This is a genomic window from Companilactobacillus mindensis DSM 14500, assembly GCF_001434275.1.
GTDB classification, from domain to species: domain Bacteria; phylum Bacillota; class Bacilli; order Lactobacillales; family Lactobacillaceae; genus Companilactobacillus; species Companilactobacillus mindensis.
This window is the reverse complement of record NZ_AZEZ01000003.1, coordinates 1-16,133: the sequence shown is the minus strand read 5'-3', so window position 1 is coordinate 16,133 and position 16,133 is coordinate 1. Positions and strand designations below refer to the sequence as shown.

26 protein-coding genes are annotated in these 16,133 nt (G+C 35.8%); all 26 read left to right on the top strand.

Annotated features, from left to right (window positions below; translation table 11 throughout):
* Nucleotides 1-8 precede the first annotated feature (8 nt).
* The 26 genes from FD29_RS11700 to FD29_RS00280 all read left to right on the top strand — a co-directional run bounded on the left by FD29_RS11700 (nt 9) and on the right by FD29_RS00280 (nt 16,043).
* The gene (locus FD29_RS11700; protein ID WP_268871987.1) at nt 9-131 is read left to right on the top strand and encodes a hypothetical protein; all 123 of its coding nucleotides are present in this window, start codon (nt 9-11) and stop codon (nt 129-131) included.
* A 114-nt stretch (nt 132-245) separates the two neighbouring features.
* Nucleotides 246-497, top strand: coding sequence for a hypothetical protein (locus FD29_RS00390; protein WP_057887009.1), 252 nt, complete (start codon nt 246-248; stop codon nt 495-497).
* Nucleotides 484-741 (top strand): hypothetical protein, encoded by a 258-nt coding sequence (locus tag FD29_RS00385; RefSeq protein ID WP_057887008.1) that lies wholly within the window; start codon nt 484-486, stop codon nt 739-741. Before FD29_RS00390 ends, FD29_RS00385 begins: the two co-directional genes overlap by 14 nt.
* Before the next feature lie 15 nt (nt 742-756).
* Nucleotides 757-945 (top strand): hypothetical protein, encoded by a 189-nt coding sequence (locus FD29_RS00380; protein WP_057887007.1) that lies wholly within the window; start codon nt 757-759, stop codon nt 943-945.
* Between the two features lie 39 nt (nt 946-984).
* Nucleotides 985-1,461 (top strand): siphovirus Gp157 family protein, encoded by a 477-nt coding sequence (locus tag FD29_RS00375; protein WP_057887006.1) that lies wholly within the window; start codon nt 985-987, stop codon nt 1,459-1,461.
* 117 nt (nt 1,462-1,578) lie between these two features.
* Nucleotides 1,579-2,832, top strand: a complete 1,254-nt coding sequence (locus tag FD29_RS00370; protein ID WP_057887005.1) for a DEAD/DEAH box helicase — start codon at nt 1,579-1,581, stop codon at nt 2,830-2,832.
* Nucleotides 2,829-3,074, top strand: coding sequence for a hypothetical protein (locus tag FD29_RS00365; protein ID WP_057887004.1), 246 nt, complete (start codon nt 2,829-2,831; stop codon nt 3,072-3,074). Before FD29_RS00370 ends, FD29_RS00365 begins: the two co-directional genes overlap by 4 nt.
* Nucleotide 3,075: 1 nt before the next feature.
* Nucleotides 3,076-3,801, top strand: a complete 726-nt coding sequence (locus FD29_RS00360) for an AAA family ATPase (RefSeq protein ID WP_057887003.1) — start codon at nt 3,076-3,078, stop codon at nt 3,799-3,801.
* Between the two features lie 3 nt (nt 3,802-3,804).
* Nucleotides 3,805-4,317, top strand: a complete 513-nt coding sequence (locus tag FD29_RS00355; RefSeq protein WP_057887002.1) for a hypothetical protein — start codon at nt 3,805-3,807, stop codon at nt 4,315-4,317.
* Nucleotides 4,318-4,384: 67 nt separating this feature from the next.
* Complete coding sequence (locus FD29_RS00350) at nt 4,385-4,879, top strand: AP2 domain-containing protein (RefSeq protein WP_057887001.1); 495 nt, start codon at nt 4,385-4,387, stop codon at nt 4,877-4,879.
* Nucleotides 4,863-5,684: a bifunctional DNA primase/polymerase gene (locus FD29_RS00345; RefSeq protein ID WP_057887000.1), complete on the top strand. Its 822-nt coding sequence runs from the start codon at nt 4,863-4,865 to the stop codon at nt 5,682-5,684. Before FD29_RS00350 ends, FD29_RS00345 begins: the two co-directional genes overlap by 17 nt.
* 19 nt (nt 5,685-5,703) lie before the next feature.
* Nucleotides 5,704-6,912, top strand: a complete 1,209-nt coding sequence (locus tag FD29_RS00340) for a virulence-associated E family protein (RefSeq protein WP_371862702.1) — start codon at nt 5,704-5,706, stop codon at nt 6,910-6,912.
* A 250-nt stretch (nt 6,913-7,162) separates the two neighbouring features.
* Nucleotides 7,163-7,507: a VRR-NUC domain-containing protein gene (locus tag FD29_RS00335; protein ID WP_057886999.1), complete on the top strand. Its 345-nt coding sequence runs from the start codon at nt 7,163-7,165 to the stop codon at nt 7,505-7,507.
* A 21-nt stretch (nt 7,508-7,528) separates the two neighbouring features.
* Entirely contained in the window at nt 7,529-8,011 is a 483-nt protein-coding gene (locus tag FD29_RS00330; RefSeq protein WP_057886998.1) for a hypothetical protein, read from the top strand.
* Between the two features lies 1 nt (nt 8,012).
* On the top strand, nt 8,013-8,165 hold the full coding sequence (locus FD29_RS11320) for a hypothetical protein (protein ID WP_157049371.1): 153 nt from the start codon (nt 8,013-8,015) through the stop codon (nt 8,163-8,165).
* A 2-nt stretch (nt 8,166-8,167) separates the two neighbouring features.
* Entirely contained in the window at nt 8,168-8,368 is a 201-nt protein-coding gene (locus tag FD29_RS00325; RefSeq protein WP_057886997.1) for a hypothetical protein, read from the top strand.
* Between the two features lie 85 nt (nt 8,369-8,453).
* Nucleotides 8,454-8,633, top strand: coding sequence for a hypothetical protein (locus FD29_RS00320; RefSeq protein ID WP_057886996.1), 180 nt, complete (start codon nt 8,454-8,456; stop codon nt 8,631-8,633).
* Entirely contained in the window at nt 8,630-9,043 is a 414-nt protein-coding gene (locus tag FD29_RS00315) for a YopX family protein (RefSeq protein WP_057886995.1), read from the top strand. Before FD29_RS00320 ends, FD29_RS00315 begins: the two co-directional genes overlap by 4 nt.
* The gene (locus FD29_RS00310) at nt 9,040-9,429 is read left to right on the top strand and encodes a hypothetical protein (RefSeq protein ID WP_057886994.1); all 390 of its coding nucleotides are present in this window, start codon (nt 9,040-9,042) and stop codon (nt 9,427-9,429) included. Before FD29_RS00315 ends, FD29_RS00310 begins: the two co-directional genes overlap by 4 nt.
* A 181-nt stretch (nt 9,430-9,610) precedes the next feature.
* A complete protein-coding gene (locus tag FD29_RS00305) occupies nt 9,611-10,045 on the top strand; it encodes a hypothetical protein (RefSeq protein ID WP_057886993.1) in 435 nt (144 codons plus the stop codon).
* A gap of 659 nt (nt 10,046-10,704) precedes the next feature.
* Nucleotides 10,705-11,547, top strand: coding sequence for an HNH endonuclease (locus FD29_RS11800; RefSeq protein ID WP_057886992.1), 843 nt, complete (start codon nt 10,705-10,707; stop codon nt 11,545-11,547).
* A 297-nt stretch (nt 11,548-11,844) separates the two neighbouring features.
* Nucleotides 11,845-12,300 carry a phage terminase small subunit P27 family gene (locus FD29_RS00295; protein ID WP_057886991.1) on the top strand — a complete coding sequence of 152 codons (456 nt, stop codon included), beginning with the start codon at nt 11,845-11,847 and terminating at the stop codon, nt 12,298-12,300.
* Between the two features lie 13 nt (nt 12,301-12,313).
* The gene (locus tag FD29_RS00290) at nt 12,314-14,011 is read left to right on the top strand and encodes a terminase large subunit (RefSeq protein ID WP_057887042.1); all 1,698 of its coding nucleotides are present in this window, start codon (nt 12,314-12,316) and stop codon (nt 14,009-14,011) included.
* 9 nt (nt 14,012-14,020) lie between these two features.
* On the top strand, nt 14,021-14,188 hold the full coding sequence (locus FD29_RS11315) for a hypothetical protein (protein WP_157049370.1): 168 nt from the start codon (nt 14,021-14,023) through the stop codon (nt 14,186-14,188).
* 15 nt (nt 14,189-14,203) lie between these two features.
* Nucleotides 14,204-15,457, top strand: a complete 1,254-nt coding sequence (locus tag FD29_RS00285) for a phage portal protein (protein ID WP_057886990.1) — start codon at nt 14,204-14,206, stop codon at nt 15,455-15,457.
* On the top strand, nt 15,432-16,043 hold the full coding sequence (locus FD29_RS00280; RefSeq protein WP_307724431.1) for an HK97 family phage prohead protease: 612 nt from the start codon (nt 15,432-15,434) through the stop codon (nt 16,041-16,043). The genes FD29_RS00285 and FD29_RS00280 overlap by 26 nt, the downstream gene beginning before the upstream one ends.
* Nucleotides 16,044-16,133: the final 90 nt, after the last annotated feature.

Here is a 16,133-nt window from a genome sequence, read left to right as displayed (position 1 = left end):
AAAGTTTTATGAGTATAGGAATACCAATTATTTTAGTGATACCAGCTCTAGTATGGGCAATTACATACCTATTAACTAAATATCATGGTTTACGTGGATTTATAAAAGAGTTCTTTGACTTCGACTTGTAGGAGAAATTTAAATGGACAATTTAAAAATTAAAACGGATGCCGATTATGATCCAAATGGCGATTGTGAACCTTACGATGTCATGATTGATGACAAACTGACGGGAGATGAACCACGTGAATTCTAAAGAGTTTAGTGAATTACTATCCGAACACAAACAGATGAATAGAACGATTAAATACACTGAAACCTTAATCGATGAACAAAGACAGCTCCAGGCAAATGCTGAGAGTCGAGACGATGAGGAGGCATACAGCAATTGTATTTTAAGACTGCAAGTCACGAACAGCCGTTATAAATCTGAGAATGATGACATTGAAAGCAAACTAATTAAAGCATTCCAGGAGGCTAACCATGAATGTCAATAAAGACGTGGTAGCGATCGAGAATGCCTTAGATGAGTTCGTTCGAATCGGCGAAGAAATTGGACGTAAGTCCGAACAGATTGAAACGTACGAAGCTAAGAAGTATGTGGAAAACGTCCAAGAAATTGAAAACAAATCAATAGCCTATCATATTGAGCGTTTAAAGCATTATCGAGATGACTTGATGATTGATAAAGCTAGGGCTGAAACAGTAGTTAAAGAAGCTTTTGAACACTACTACTCATAGAAGGGAGGTGAGAGCATGGTAACAATCAGTGAACACGTCAACAGGGTGATTATGGCTTCAATCCATTATCGAAACCGACAATTGATATTTAGATTTGTTATGTCTGAACATAATCGAGCTAAATATTTAGCAGCAGGCAGTAAATTAGAGCAACAAAAAAACGCCCTGCTGAGCGCAATCAGCAAAGGCGCATACATTAACTAGCTATTAGTTAAATTATATCACAAAGAAGGAGTGCTACATATGAGTGTTTATAAGCTAACAGGAAAATTGTTAGAACTTCAAGAACATGCAGACGACATTGATCCTACCACGTTTAACGATACTGCAAATTCAATCAAACTAACTTTAGATAGTGAATACGATGGCTGCATGGATTTAACCACTAACTTAAAGTCAGACGAGGACGGGATTAATGCAGAGATTAAACGCTTACAGGCTCGTAAAAAGGCAATCGGTAAAAGCATTTCATACATTCGGGACTTAGTCGCCGCAAGTATTAACGCAAGCGGTCGAACTAAGGTTAAAACGCCTAATCATACATATAGTGTTCCAGGAACATTTAAATCTGAAGTTAAAGTAACACCGTCAACGGTTCCGGCAGAGTTTTACGACCAAAAACCCACTATGAATAGATCCAAAGTTAAAGATGCTTTACTAAAAGGAAAGACAGTCGGAGATGGTCGGCTTATTCAAACTTTCAATATGACGGTTCGATAATGTTTCACCTAAGGGACTATCAATTGGAGGAATTACAACGGATTTACGATTCATTTGACCAGGGTCATCGATCAATAATCGTACAATCCCCTCCCTAGAACTGGAAAAACAGTTTTGATGGCTGAAATAGCACGAAGAGCGACAGCCAAACATAACCGAATTTTGTTTGTTGTTCATCGTAAGGAAATCGTTGACCAAGTAGTTGCGACATTTAAAGCACAAGACGTGGACATGTCACTAGCAAAAATAGGTATGGTTCAAACAATTACACGTCATGTAAATGACTTAGAGGAGCCCGCTATTATTTTTGTGGACGAGGCACACCATGCCTTAGCCAAAAGTTATAGAAGAATACTTGATAAATTCCCCAATGCTTTAAAGTTACTATTCACAGCTACACCGTATCGACTGGATGGCAAAGGCTTTGATGACATAGCAGACGACTTGATACTAGGAAACTCAATAAAACAATTGATTAAGGATGGATTCCTGGCACCAGTTGACTACTATGCTCCAGTTCAATTAGATGTTTCACAACTTAAAACTAAAAGAAACGGTGAGTTTGATGAGAAATCAGTTGAACAAGCTTTTAAACCCAAGGTATATGGAAATGCAGTTAAAACTTTCAGAAAATTAGCTGGTAACAAGCAAGCAATTGCTTATACATACAACGTTGCTAGTGCTGAAAGATTGGCCGATGAACTCAACCACAATGGAGTAGTAGCAAGAGCTGTGAGTGGCAATACTCCTAAAGATGAACGTAATTCTATTATTAAAGATTATCGTAATGGAAAAATACAAGTAGTTACCAATGCCGAACTGTTTACAGAGGGTTTAGACCTACCCAATGTTGATTGTGTAATCATGCTACGACCGACACAATCATTGTCGTTGTATTTACAATTTGCAATGCGTTGCATGAATCCACGTAAAGGTAAGACAGCAATAATCATTGATCACGTTGGAAATGTGAATAGGTTTGGACTACCAACGCAACCACACAATTGGACTTTGGACGGCAAAGATAAATCTAAAAGCAATGATGGCAGAAGCGATATTAAGCCCGTTACAACGTGTCCAATGTGTTTTGCTACATTCTATCGTAAAGGTGATAAATGTCCGTTCTGCGGCGCTGAATTGACCGAAGAAAAGGTATTAGAAGTAGTTGAAGAAGCCAAACTTGAAAAGGTTAAAGAAGAACGAATTCGTAAAGCTAAATTGATTATGGAAGACAACTTAACGGCGAATGTTGCTGACAAAAAGGCTAGTGAATTAAAGAGTTTTGAAGAAATACGAGCGTTTGGTAAGTTCAAAGGTTACAAACCTGGTTGGAGTTACTTCTACGCTAAGAAAAGAGGATTTATTAAATGAAACGAACCACAGAAGTTTTGATTCAAGAAATTAATAAATTAGGTTACAGAACTGAACTAGCATCAAGTCACCTCGACAGACCTAATCAACAATTGTGGGTTTATAAAATGGACGGCTCAAAGCCGATTGCTAAAGTTTCATTAATGCTTCAATGTCGTGTTAATACGATGTTTAACGGTGTTGGTAAGAATGAAGCAAAGCTTTTAAAAATATTGTGTGAATATTCAACAAGGGGGTTATAAATTGTCAATTTTACCTGAAAACAAACCGCATACGCCACATTATGCACCACGTAACTTCTTTATCTGGGGTGCTACCATGTCCGGAAAAAGTTATCTAGCCTCCGCATTTCCAGACTCTTTTGTGTTTAGCACTGATGATAATGAAAAAAATTCCGGAACAAGACCGAGCGTACAGTTAAAAAATACTTTTGATGCAAAAGGCAATATTGTTACATCGGCAATTGACACCTTAGACAAATATATTTTGGCTCTAGGAACTGAATCGAATACGTTTAAAACTGTGGTAATTGATGTGATTGAAGACGTATGCACGTTACTAGATCAAGCAATTTGTGCCGAATATCACGTGAAGTTTATTGGCGATGTTCCTTATGGAAAAGGTTGGGGATTATTTGACTCAATGCTTCAAGAATTAGTTATGAATTTAAAGGCTTTGCCAATGAACATCATATATATCAGTCGTGAGAATTCCAAAATGGAAGATGGCGTTAGTGTCGCATCACCCGCATTAAAGCAAAAGTATTACAACGTCGTAAATGGTAACTGCGACTTAGTTATTCGAACACAGCACTTAGGTCATAACTATCTAAGAACAGTTACAGACATCAGACGTAAATACAAACAATCTGAAATTGATGATCCACAAATTTTAAGAATTTTAATGGCAATACCGGGGGCGCTCGTTAAAGACGTACAAACAACAACAACTAATAAGGATGGTAAATAACCAATGAGTTTAAGAGATAGAGCTAAAAACGTAATGAGCAATTTTGATGCAACAAAGGACGAAATCAACGGGTATCCAGGACTACCATCCGGCGATTATCATATGGCAGTTGAAAATGTACAAGAATCCGATTACGGACAACTAAGCATGAAAGCTCAAGTTATTGAAGGTGACAACACAGGACGTATCGAATTCATCAACATTGGTTTAGATGAAGTCACATCTAAGGGTCAACCTTTGCCCGATTTCGTAATCGATAGAAACATCAAAACCGTAGCACGTTTAGCAGCGGTTTTAGGAGTAGCTATTTCTGACGACGCTTGGGATAGTATGCAAATTATGGTACATGAATTTAGTAAAGCAATTGGTAAACAATTTAAGATGACTTTAAAGCTTAGTGAAAATAAAAAAAAGCCTCAATATCCATATAAGGAATATGAATTTGAAGAAATTAAAGAAGATCCATTTGATGCTAAAGATACACCAGAAGTTTCAGATGACGACGTTCCATTTTAAAAAGTAAATATCGCAGTATCGTATATGCCGAATGGGTGGAATGCCCGATAAATGCGAGGTGAGTATTATGGGTAGAGTTATTGATTTAACCGGTAAAAGATTTGGCCGTTTAACCGTTATTGAAAGAGATTATGAAACTCAAAAGAAAAAACATAGCAACGGTACATATTGGAAATGTAAGTGTGATTGTGGGAATAGCAAATCTATAAATGCTAGATGTCTTACATATGGGACCACGCAAAGCTGTGGCTGCTTAGGACTTGAAACGAAACAAAATAATTTCAATCAGGCCAGATGTAAACGTAACAAAGTACGAGTTGAAGGAACAGACTTATTCAAACTAACTGCTATTACACCAAGAAGTGATAATAAAAGTGGTATCACAGGAGTCCGTTGGGACAAGCGTTATCAACTATGGGTGGCACGATTGACTTTGAAAGGCAATCTACTTTTGGATAAAAGTTTTAAAAATAAACAAGATGCAATCAACGCTCGTAAAGAAGCCGAAGAAAAATATTTTAAACCTATCTTAGAAAAATATGATTATGAGAAATCTTGTTAATTACGCAGTCGCTTATGCCGAAAAAGGTTTAAGTGTCCTTCCAATGTTAGATAAGAAACCACTAATCACTTTTGCAGATAAGCCACCTTTAAACCCCGATGAGGTTAGACAACTATGGAAACAATTTCCGTATGCACAAATAGCTATTAGAACAATAAACATATTTGTAGTTGATATAGATACTAAGGAAGCTCATGGACACGATGGATTTAAATCAATTGAAGAATATGAGCATAAGGATCTATTGATACCAACGCTTGAACAGACTACTTCTAGTGGTGGTAGACAAATGATTTATTTTAAACGTCCTGATATAGATATGTCTCAACACATTGGATGGCTTCCAGGAGTCGATGTTAAAGCTCACGTTAATAATTATTTCATGATCGCACCTAGTGAACGAAATGGTAAGAGGTATACGTGGTTTAATCACAATCCGATTGTGACACCAAGCCGTGAATTAATTGAACTAATCAATAAACGACCAGTCAATAAATCAAACTATCAACCAGGTAATTATCAATTTAGTGATGAGAAAACAGCAACGTCTGAATTGTTTGAATCAATAGTTAATGGCTTAGGCGAAACTGGTGGTAGAAATAACGCCCTAGCGAGTTTTGTGGGTGGGTTACTATTCCGCAATGTAGAAGTAGAAACAGCATACGAACTTGCTAAACAGGCGAACGAGAATACATCTAAGTCATTACCAGCTAAAGAGTTTGAACGAACTTTTGAATCAATGGTTCAAAAAGAAATTAAAAGAAGGGAGGCTCTAAATTCTATTGGAAGCAAAATTGAAAAGTAGTATAAGTAAATTATCCAAAATGCAACATGAAAATAAAGTAGTACAAATGCCATTAGATTTTGAATTAAACGAAAAAGATAATATTAAAACAAACAGTTTAAAAAATATTGGTTTGATACTGGAACATGACAAAGTGTTAAGAAACATCTTTGCATTTAATGACTTCACACATGAAATTGGAGTGGTTAAAGATGTACCTGATTTAAGAATTGATAAAGGACAAATGTTAGATGACTATGATCCATCAATCCTTAGATATATCGAAGATAACTACCACTTGTTATTTAATAGAAATCTATTTCAAATGGCTGTAGTAAATGACGCCCGTAAGCGTAGGTACAACCCTGTGGTTGATTATTTCGACTTTGTTTATACACAGTGGGATGGTAAACACAGAGTTGATGATTTCTTACCGACTTTTTTAGGGGTAGAAAAATCCGATATTACCACATTGATAACAAAAATATTTTTCGTTGGTGCAGTTGCTAAGGCTTATGAGCCTGAAACTAAGTTTGACTTTGTTCTTGATTTAGTAGGAGGACAAGGAGCTGGTAAAACTACATTTCTTAGAAAAATGGCACGTGAATGGTACACAGATCAGTTCACAGACTTCAAGGATAAGGATAATTTCGGAGTTATGTTGCGATCATTGATTGCTAATGATGATGAAATGACAGCTACAAATAATAGTAGTTTTGAAAGTTTAAAGAAATTTGTTTCAGCCCAGGAATTGGAATTTCGTCCACCTTACGGTAAAACTTCAATCCGCTATCCTAAAAATTTCGTTTTAGCTAGAACAACTAATGAGATGACTTATTTAAAAGATAGAACTGGTGAACGTAGATTCTTGCCCGTAAAGGTAGATGGTACACGTCAAAAGAAAACACCATTTGATGATCTAACTGATGAAGTTATCAATCAAATGTGGGGTGAATTTGTTAGCTATTATCAACATGGTTTTGACTTCGGCTTAAGTCGAAAACAAGAACAAGAATTAGCTAAGTATCGTGAAGACTTCATGTATGTAGATGAAGTAGAAACGCAGATTGAATACTTTCTTGAAAAATATCCTGATGATTTTGTTAGCAGTAATCAAATAGCAAAGTTCTTAGGCGAAACAAGTTTAGTTAAGAATCGTAGACTATCTAAAAAGATTAAATATGTTATGGATAATAAAGCTGGTTGGAGCTATGTAAATCATCCAAAGCGAGGTTATAGGAGAGATTAGTACACTTGTGTACACATTGGGACACTAATATTTAACTTAGTGTCCGGTCGAAACTCTTAGAGCCCCATGTCTTATATAAATATAAGGACACTAAGTACACTAATAAGTAGTATAGGTTATATATATATATATATTAGGTATATATAGGGGATAAGAAAAATTAGTGTCCCAGTGTCAAAATGAAGTTAATCCTATGTGGCAGTAAGAGAAATAGTGTCCCAAGCTAGTGTACCGAAGTGTACGAAATATTATGAGTAAATCAGAGCAAGAAATTCAAAATGATATTCGCGTTGCTGTAAGTTTAGATAATTGCAGAATATTTAGGGCAAATGTTGGTAGTGTGAGATTACCAAACGGTAAGTTTTTTCAAACAGGATTACCAAATGGCTATCCGGATTTACACGGATATAAAATTTCAAACGGTAAGATATTTTACCTTGAAGTTAAAACACCAACAGGTAGACCACGACCAGACCAGATGCAGTTTCATAATCAATTGATGTCTGATCATATTATTCACGGCATAGCACGTTCGCCAGAAGACGCATTAAAAATCATTGATGAGGAGTTGGTAGGTTATGGATTTAAATCATGAGCATTGTGGAGGAAATAGAAAATGACTAATGCAGTAGTAAGTACGGTACTAGAAATCGAAGCCGAATATGGAACAGTACTCAAGTGTCCGATTAACGATAATCGCTTAGTAGCGATTAGAAAATTCTTAAATGACGGGAACGATCCTATTGAAAATAGGTCTCCCCTTGGGATTGATCTAAAAGTTGCGCAGAAACTATTAAATTCAAAATTGACTAAGCAAGAAATTGCCGACATTTTAGAAATCAAAGAATACAGACTGCAAACATACATCAATGACGGATATCTTGATGATACTATCTGGCACACCTTCGATGATAAGAGAAAAAAACGTAGAAATTTCAAATATAAAATGTTTAAAAACGGTGATTACATCGGGGTGGGAACATTCGAAGAGCTTGCTGAATTAACACACAAAACAGTCCAATCAATTAGATACTATCATACCGAAAAATACAAGCTTAGAAAACATACAGACCGCTTTAGACTTGTGAAGGTTGAGTAACATGGATGAATTATTAAATATCTGCGAAAATCCCGAATTGTTGGAGGCAGAAAAATATGTAAAAGAAAATAGTAATCCTCATGTTTATGATAGGCCATATTCAGATTTATATGAGGGTGGTTCACATGTTGAAAAAGTTGAATTAGGAGATTAATTATGAATTATAAAAAGATATATTCAAATTTCATTGAATCAATTTTTGAAGAACACAACAAGGATATTGAAGCAACGATTTCATATATCAATACCAACCAAGCCAAAATATATGAGTGGAAGCCTGAATTTAAAGAAGCAAAGCGACATCTAACTGCTGGTGAAAAAAATGACATCATTTGGAAAATTATTACACCATTCTAAGCAGGGATAAGATATGATTCAAGATATTAACTTACAAGTCTATGAAATGTGTGTATGCGTTAGTAAACGTTTATGAGGTGGAAAAATGAAACAAGTTAAAGAATTCATGCCCAATGAGGCTATCTGGCGAGAAGAAAAAACTTTGAATGAAGTTAATGATTTTTGTAAGCAAAATAAGGTTATTGATATTATGCCTAAAGTTTTTGTTGGAATGAACGGTAGGCCAATGCTTGCATATATCGTTATTTATGAGGTGAAGGAATGAGAAGAATTAAGTTTAGAGCGTGGAATAAGGGAAACGAAATCTATCTTTACAATGTACAAGATGCCTATGACACGTTGAGTGGGTTTGTAAAATATGATGATGGTGAAAATGCTGAATATGACGAGGATTGCTTTGGAGGCTTCTTAAATAATAAATGGTATGACGTTGAACAGTTTACTGGCCTGAAAGACGTTAATGGCAAGGATATTTATGGAGGCGATATTGTTAAGTCTAGCTATAAGTATGCTCAACCTAAAATTTCACAAATTATTATGGAGAACGGTAATAGTTATATTGCTGGAGAAGACTTGGCTACTGGGAACGAAATGCTAGTCAGCGACCACGTTGAGGAAATTGAAGTTATTGGCAACGTACACGAGAATTCGGAATTGTTGGAGGAATCTAAATGACTAATTTATCGAATGAAATTGTACATTTATCAAAAATCTTGGAGAAACAAATTCCAAAAGGGTATCACGAAATTGCAGCAGAGTACGTTAGACAGAATATTACAGGAGCAATCTATGATTTACTAGTAATGGCTTTTTGTATACTGGTTGTTTATTTCATTATTAGAACCATAAAAAATGCAAATCAGAATAAAAAAGATTCAATGTTTTTTGAAAATTACGACGATCCAGATATAAGTATGCTTGGAATCATAGCAGTTCCAGTTGTAGTAATAATTGGGATTGCCGTACTAATTATATTTGTTTCAGCATTCCTTGATATTCGAACAGCTATCCAACAAGCAGTAGCACCAAACTATTATCTAATCAAATCATTTATTAAGTAGGTGAAGAAATGATTTCGACAGTAATATTTTTATCAATTTATTCAATGATTGCTATGATTTTTATTATATCCACAGATAAAATTGCCAAAAAAATAACCTATCTTAGTACAACAACTATTTTATTATTGTTTGCTATAACACTTGGAGTTATTAAAATATCAATGCATTTTAAGTAGGGAGAGTGAACACTATTAGATCAGGAACACGAAGTAGAATTGAAGAAACGTTAAGAGACTATCCGAACCTCGATAAATATATTTCTGAGCGTAATAAGGAACTCAGACATCCTTATAGAGAATCGGATGAGAATGTGGGAGGCGGTAAGTCTAGTAAAATTTCTAAGCCTCAAGAACAAATGATAATTACCATTGAAGCTGATAAGCGTTTGGCCATGCTTGAACGAGAAAAGGAAGCCATTGATAAGTGTTTGATTGTGGCTAGTGATGATACTAAGACTATCATTTCAGAATTGTATTTCAGAGAACATCCCTATTATAGGATAGATGGCCTCATCTTAAATGGAATGATTCATTGTTCAAGAGCACAGGCATTCAGATTGAAGCATGAGTTCTTAAACAATTTAGCAAACGAGTTAGGTTTACTTGACCCGTATTAAATTATTGATACTAAGTTGAGACTATAGACATGTATATAAGTAGTAAATTAGTAGCATAGATGATTGGCAGAGATACTAACCATCTAAATAGAATGCAAAATATGTCCCTCAAACTATATTTTTGAATAGCGTTGTGGTAATCGCTATTTAATCGACAATGTAAGACGTGTGGAAAGCGTCTTACTTCTGTGAGATGGCTATGGTAGCCAGTTAATAAAGACCAATTTTAGATAGACGTTCCTTCTACAGGACTTAATATTATTTTACATACACCTTTAATTAACTTTGGGTTCGATTCCCAAGTCTCACATTGCTCGGCGGAAAACGAGCATAAAATATAAAGGAAAACCTCATTTTTTCTTTTGTAAAATAACAACAAGTATATGAATACGGTAGCGATGCTAATTCATATACTGGTAGTTAGTGGCGCAAAGGGTAACGCTAAATATCGATGATGGTGTATGGTTCGATTCCATACCTGACTATAAGGTGCGACATGGTGAAACGTATACTAGTTAATGCGTTTGTGGGTTAGATTCCCACTCACACTATATTAAAACTGAACGCGTACTTAGTACGCCACTAGCTGATAGGTTAATTCCTATCGGCTTTTTATTTTGGAGGAAACAATATGTCAAAGATTAATTTGGTACTCTTAAATGTCTAAGCCAAAGAAGCTAATGGTTATCAACGGAAGACGGCAGTTAGTTCCTATTGTTTACCATACCCGAACTGAAACAGATAAGGCATACAATCAAAAGCGGAACCGTGAGAACAAAGAGTACGTATCCTTTTACAAGACCACAGCATGGAGACATACACGTGAACAGGTCCTGCTACGTGACTACTCTACATGTGTTAGATGTGGACTTGAAGGAAACATAGTTGATCATATTGTTCCGAGTGAAGATGATTGGGAAGACAGACTTAATACAGATAATCTTGAGACGTTGTGCCAACGATGTCATAACCTAAAGACACGTAGAGAATGGATTAAGAAGAATAAAGGACGTGAGAGAGCTATGAAGATACATGTTGTGGTAGGCTATCCAGCTAGTGGTAAGTCTACATACGTTGCTAGACATATGACATCACATGATCTTGTATATGATTATGATTTACTTACATCATCATTAGATGGTTCGATGCTTAATGTCTTGAACACAAATGATAGTAAGGCTAATGACCTAACCATTCATAAGCACAACATAGATATGAATGATTACGTTCAGATTATATATGAGATGTTATTACGTAAGATTAAAGCAGAGAAGACTTTCAATAACGTTTGGTTAATCATGACTAAGCCTGATGAAAGGCTGACTACATTACTATCATCTAATGATGTAGAGTGGTTGATGTTAGATACTTCGAAGGAAGAGTGTATCAGTAGACTACACAGACTACACAGAGATACAACTGATTCATATAAGATCATGAATGATGTTGATAGATTGATTGATGAATTAGATTTAGAAATTAAAAAAGTAAAAACAAATTAAATAAAATTATTTTCTTTTCATTTAATGAATTGAATTTAGTTTTATTTTTTCTTTTTATTATTGTTTGCGCACAAAAAAATATCTATGAGGCTTGAGATTTTAACCAGATGGGTGAGGATATTTTCCAGACCTACCCCCTCAAAGTCAACGGGGGCGTACATTACCACTGCTTCTTGAACGCACGTCCTCTTTTTTGCGCACGAAATTCTATTAATTAATTTTTTGAAACGACCGATTTAGACCATAAATATTATTGGAAAGAAGATGTAATTCGATATAAAGATTGGAGGTGGTGATATGGCGGGAAAAGGTCGTCCTTATAAGGTTTTAGAGCAATCAACAGCTAACTTAACTAAGCAACAACAAGAGGCAAAATTCAATGCTGAAATACTTGCTAGTGATGGCTACAAGTTACTGCAAAATTCACCCCCTAATCGTCTCTCTGGCGTGGCTAAAGCGGAGTGGAAACGAATTATACCAGACCTTAAAAACTTGCCTGTAAGGGCAGTCGATAGGGCAATGGTTGAACAATATTGCTTCTGGTACTCACAATTCGTAGATTTAAGTGAACGTCTTGAAACTGTGGATGATATTGACGACAGAATGAAGATTTTAGGAACTTTAGATAAAGTTTCGAAAAATATTCGTTCAGCTGCTAGTGAGATTGGACTAACGGTTGATTCACGTATGCGTATGAATGTACCAAAACAAGAAGGCAAGGCTAAAACACTTGCCGATAAATTGGGATTTTAGGGGAGGTGATAGCATACAAAACTATATTAATAAGGTTTTAAGTGGTGAATATGTCACTTGCAAGGCCACTTTAAACGCTGTAAAGCGCCACGAAAACGATTTAAAGCGTGTCAATGACGCCACATTTCCATATGAGTTTGACCAAAAACTCGCCGAAAGAGCCATTAAATTCATCGAATTATTGCCAGACCCTAAAGGTGGCACTCACAAACTAGCAGGATTCCAGAAATTTATCATTGAGTCTATTTATGGTTGGGTGGAAAAGAAAGACCATGGTAGACGTAGATTCCACAAGGTGTTTGTTTCTATGGCACGTAAGCAAGGTAAGACACTGCTTATATCTGGAATTATTTTGTATGAATTCTTGTTTGCTAAAGATCCCGCACGTTCAAGACAAATCTTTTGTACAGCCAACGATAAGGAGCAAGCAAAAATTGCATTTGAGATGGCTCGTAAACAACTGGATCAATTGCGTGCAAAGTTTCCAGATATTAAAAAGTCCACTAAGAAAATTCGCGAGTTGCTAATTAATTTGGATGACGATTCATATGTTCGTCCACTCTCTCGTGATACTGGTGCCATTGATGGATTTGAACCATATTTAGGTGTACTTGATGAGTATGGAGCTTCTAAAACAAACGAGATGATGGAGCTATTGGTTTCTGGTCAAGGTCAATTACATAATCCACTAATAGTTATTATTTCCACAGCTAACTTTAATATGAATGCGCCGATGTACACGGTTGAATATCCACGAGCAAAGAAGATTCTTTCAGGAGAAATTACTGATAATCAATACTTTGCATTTATTGCAGAACAAGAATCTATTGATGAGATTGAAGATCCTAAGAATTGGACAAAGAGTAATCCACTTCTTGTCATCCCTGAAGTTAAGAAAGATTATGCACCATATTTAAAGAAACGATGGGACGTAGCCAAACAAACTGGTGAGAAAAACGAAGTCTTGGTTAAGAACTTTAATATGTGGCGTCAAGCCGAAGAAAATTCTTATTTGGATATTGAAAACTGGGAGGAAACAACGGTTGAAACTAAGCCAGACATTCATGGCAAACCTGTTTGGATAGGTGTGGATGTTGGTAAAGTATCCGATTTATTTGCCATTAGTTGGTTAGTTCCGATTGAAGGTAAATGGTATGCAGATTCCTATTCTTTTGTAGGAACTAAATATGGACTAGATGCAAAGATAAAAAAAGACCGTATGAATTATCGTGATTTAGCTGAAAAAGGACAATGTGAAATAACCAAACTTGAATCAGGCGTTATCGATAACGAACGTGTTTTTGATTGGCTTGAATCCTTTATCGAACAAAACAATTTGGACGTTAAAGGAATCATGTACGATCCATATCAATATGGACAACTTTTAACATTAATTGAAAAGCGACATCCAGAATGGGATCAAGTCCAGGTTAGACAAGGAACCATGACTCTCTCTGCTCCTACTAAGGAATTTAGAGATGGCGTAATAAACGGAAACATTATTCATTCTGACAGTTTTATTTTAAAGACAGCTGTTACAAATGCTGTGCTAATGACTGACAACAACGGTGTCCGAATCGATAAAAATAAGTATTCTAACAAAATTGATCCTGTTGATGCTTTACTTGACGCTTACGCAATTTGTTTCACCGAAAACATAGATAATTACTTAAATGATGACTATGTAATGAGTGATGAATTTGGTTTTTAGGAGGCGAAAATGAGTAAATTATTTAAATGGATGATCTTGAACTTTCCACAGATCGTTTTGATTTGTGGCTTTTTTGTACTCTCAATTGGTTCATATTTTATTAGTTTACCGGTTGGACTGATTGTAAGTGGAGTTTCGATGATCATCCTAGCAATCTTGATGATTAAATCTGACTAGAAGGGAGGTGAATAAATGAGTTTTTTTAGAAGTTTAAATGATTCTAGCGATGATTGGGCTATGGACTATTTGAATAACGGTGTTTTACCAAGTAATCGAAATTTTATGGGAATCGGTGCTTTGAATAATTCAGATGTATTGACTGCCGTTTCAATTGTAGCTGGTGATGTTGCAAGATTTCCTATCCTACAAATTAGAGATAGTGATGATTCGATTGTGGATGAGAATACTGTTACCTACCTATTAAATAAGAGATCTAATGATTATAGTTCCGCATACTCCTGGAAGTTTGCCATGATGGTTAATGCAATTTTGACTGGTAATTCGTACACGCGCATTATTCGTGACCCTACGACATACGGTAAGGATGCTGGTAAGGCAATAGAATTGGAATTTTTCCCACCCTCACAAGTGGCAATTAATTATCGAGATAGACCGGGTGTAAAACGTGAATATTACTATACTTTCTATCCGGAAGATGACAGAAGTCCATTTGATTTAGAACCAGAAGATGTTATCCACTTTAAATTCTTTAGTTCCGATGGGATTGTTGGTAGGTCGCCACTTTTATCGCTTGGAGACGAAATCAATTTACAAAAGTCTGGCGTTGATACGTTAGGACGATTCTTTAAGTCAGGCCTTAAAGGCTCAATTTTAAAAGTTAATGGAGCCAAGCTCAGCAAGGACGCACGTAGAAAGATTAGGGCTGATTTTGAATATGCTCAAGAAGGCGATTCAAATGGTCCCATTATTACTGATTCGACAATGGACTATCAACCATTAGAAGTAGATACAAATGTTCTGAATTTGATTAATTCTAACAATTGGTCCACATCACAGATTGCTAAAGCAATGAGAATACCAGCCTATAAATTGGCAATTAATTCTCCTAATCAATCCGTGAATCAGTTAGCAGCTGGATATATCAGTAATGATTTGCCGTTTTACTTTAAGCCAATCGTTAGTGAATTTGAAATGAAATTGCTGACTGATAAAGAGCGTCACAAGTACCATTTCGACTTTGATACTCGTAAACAAACAGCAAGACCAGTCACTGAACTAGTAGCGCTGGTCGAAAATAGCATCTTAACGCCTAATGAAGTTAGAGCCGAATTAGGTAAGAAAGCTGATGATAACACTCTCGAAATGAATACATATCAATCAACACTGAACACAGTTTCTTTGGCTTTGAAAGATGAATACCAAAAGAATAATAAGGCTCAACCGAAAGGAGGTGATGTTAATGGAACTAAGAACAACACAAACTAAAGTGGAAGTTAGAAGTGACGAAGAGGATTCACGAACAGTTGAAGGCTATGCGCTTAAATTTAATACACGCTCACAGCCTTTAGCTGATAACTATTTTATCGAAACACTAGATAAACGTTGTCTTGATAATACTGATATGAGTAATGTGGTAGCCACTTTTAACCACGATCAATCCAAATTATTAGGTCGTTCAGGTGTCAATTTAACTTTGACCAAGGACGATACCGGATTGAGATTTAAAATTGATTTACCAAATACTACAACTGCGAACGATGTTCTAGAAGAAGTCAGAATGGGCATCCTATCTCAATGTTCTTTTGCTTTCTCGTTGCCAGACGATGGTAATGGAAGTGAATGGCGTGAGTCAGACATTGATGGTGTGGAGTATGAAAGAACAATTCGTTCAATCGACAAATTATATGATGTTTCTATTGTTACCACACCAGCCTATGCGGATACGAACGTATCTGTAGGCAAGCGGTCAATGGAAGTAGTCAACAAGTTAAAAGAAGAACCGTTAATTAAAGCCAGAGAGCTTAAACGACAAGAAGCTTTACGAAAATTAAATATGAATTATTTGAAATAGGTTATTGATTAAGTTCAGTGGCCTTTTTTTAATACGGCGAATTTACAATTGAAATGCAACACAAAGTAAAAAAATAAACCCATACCGGGT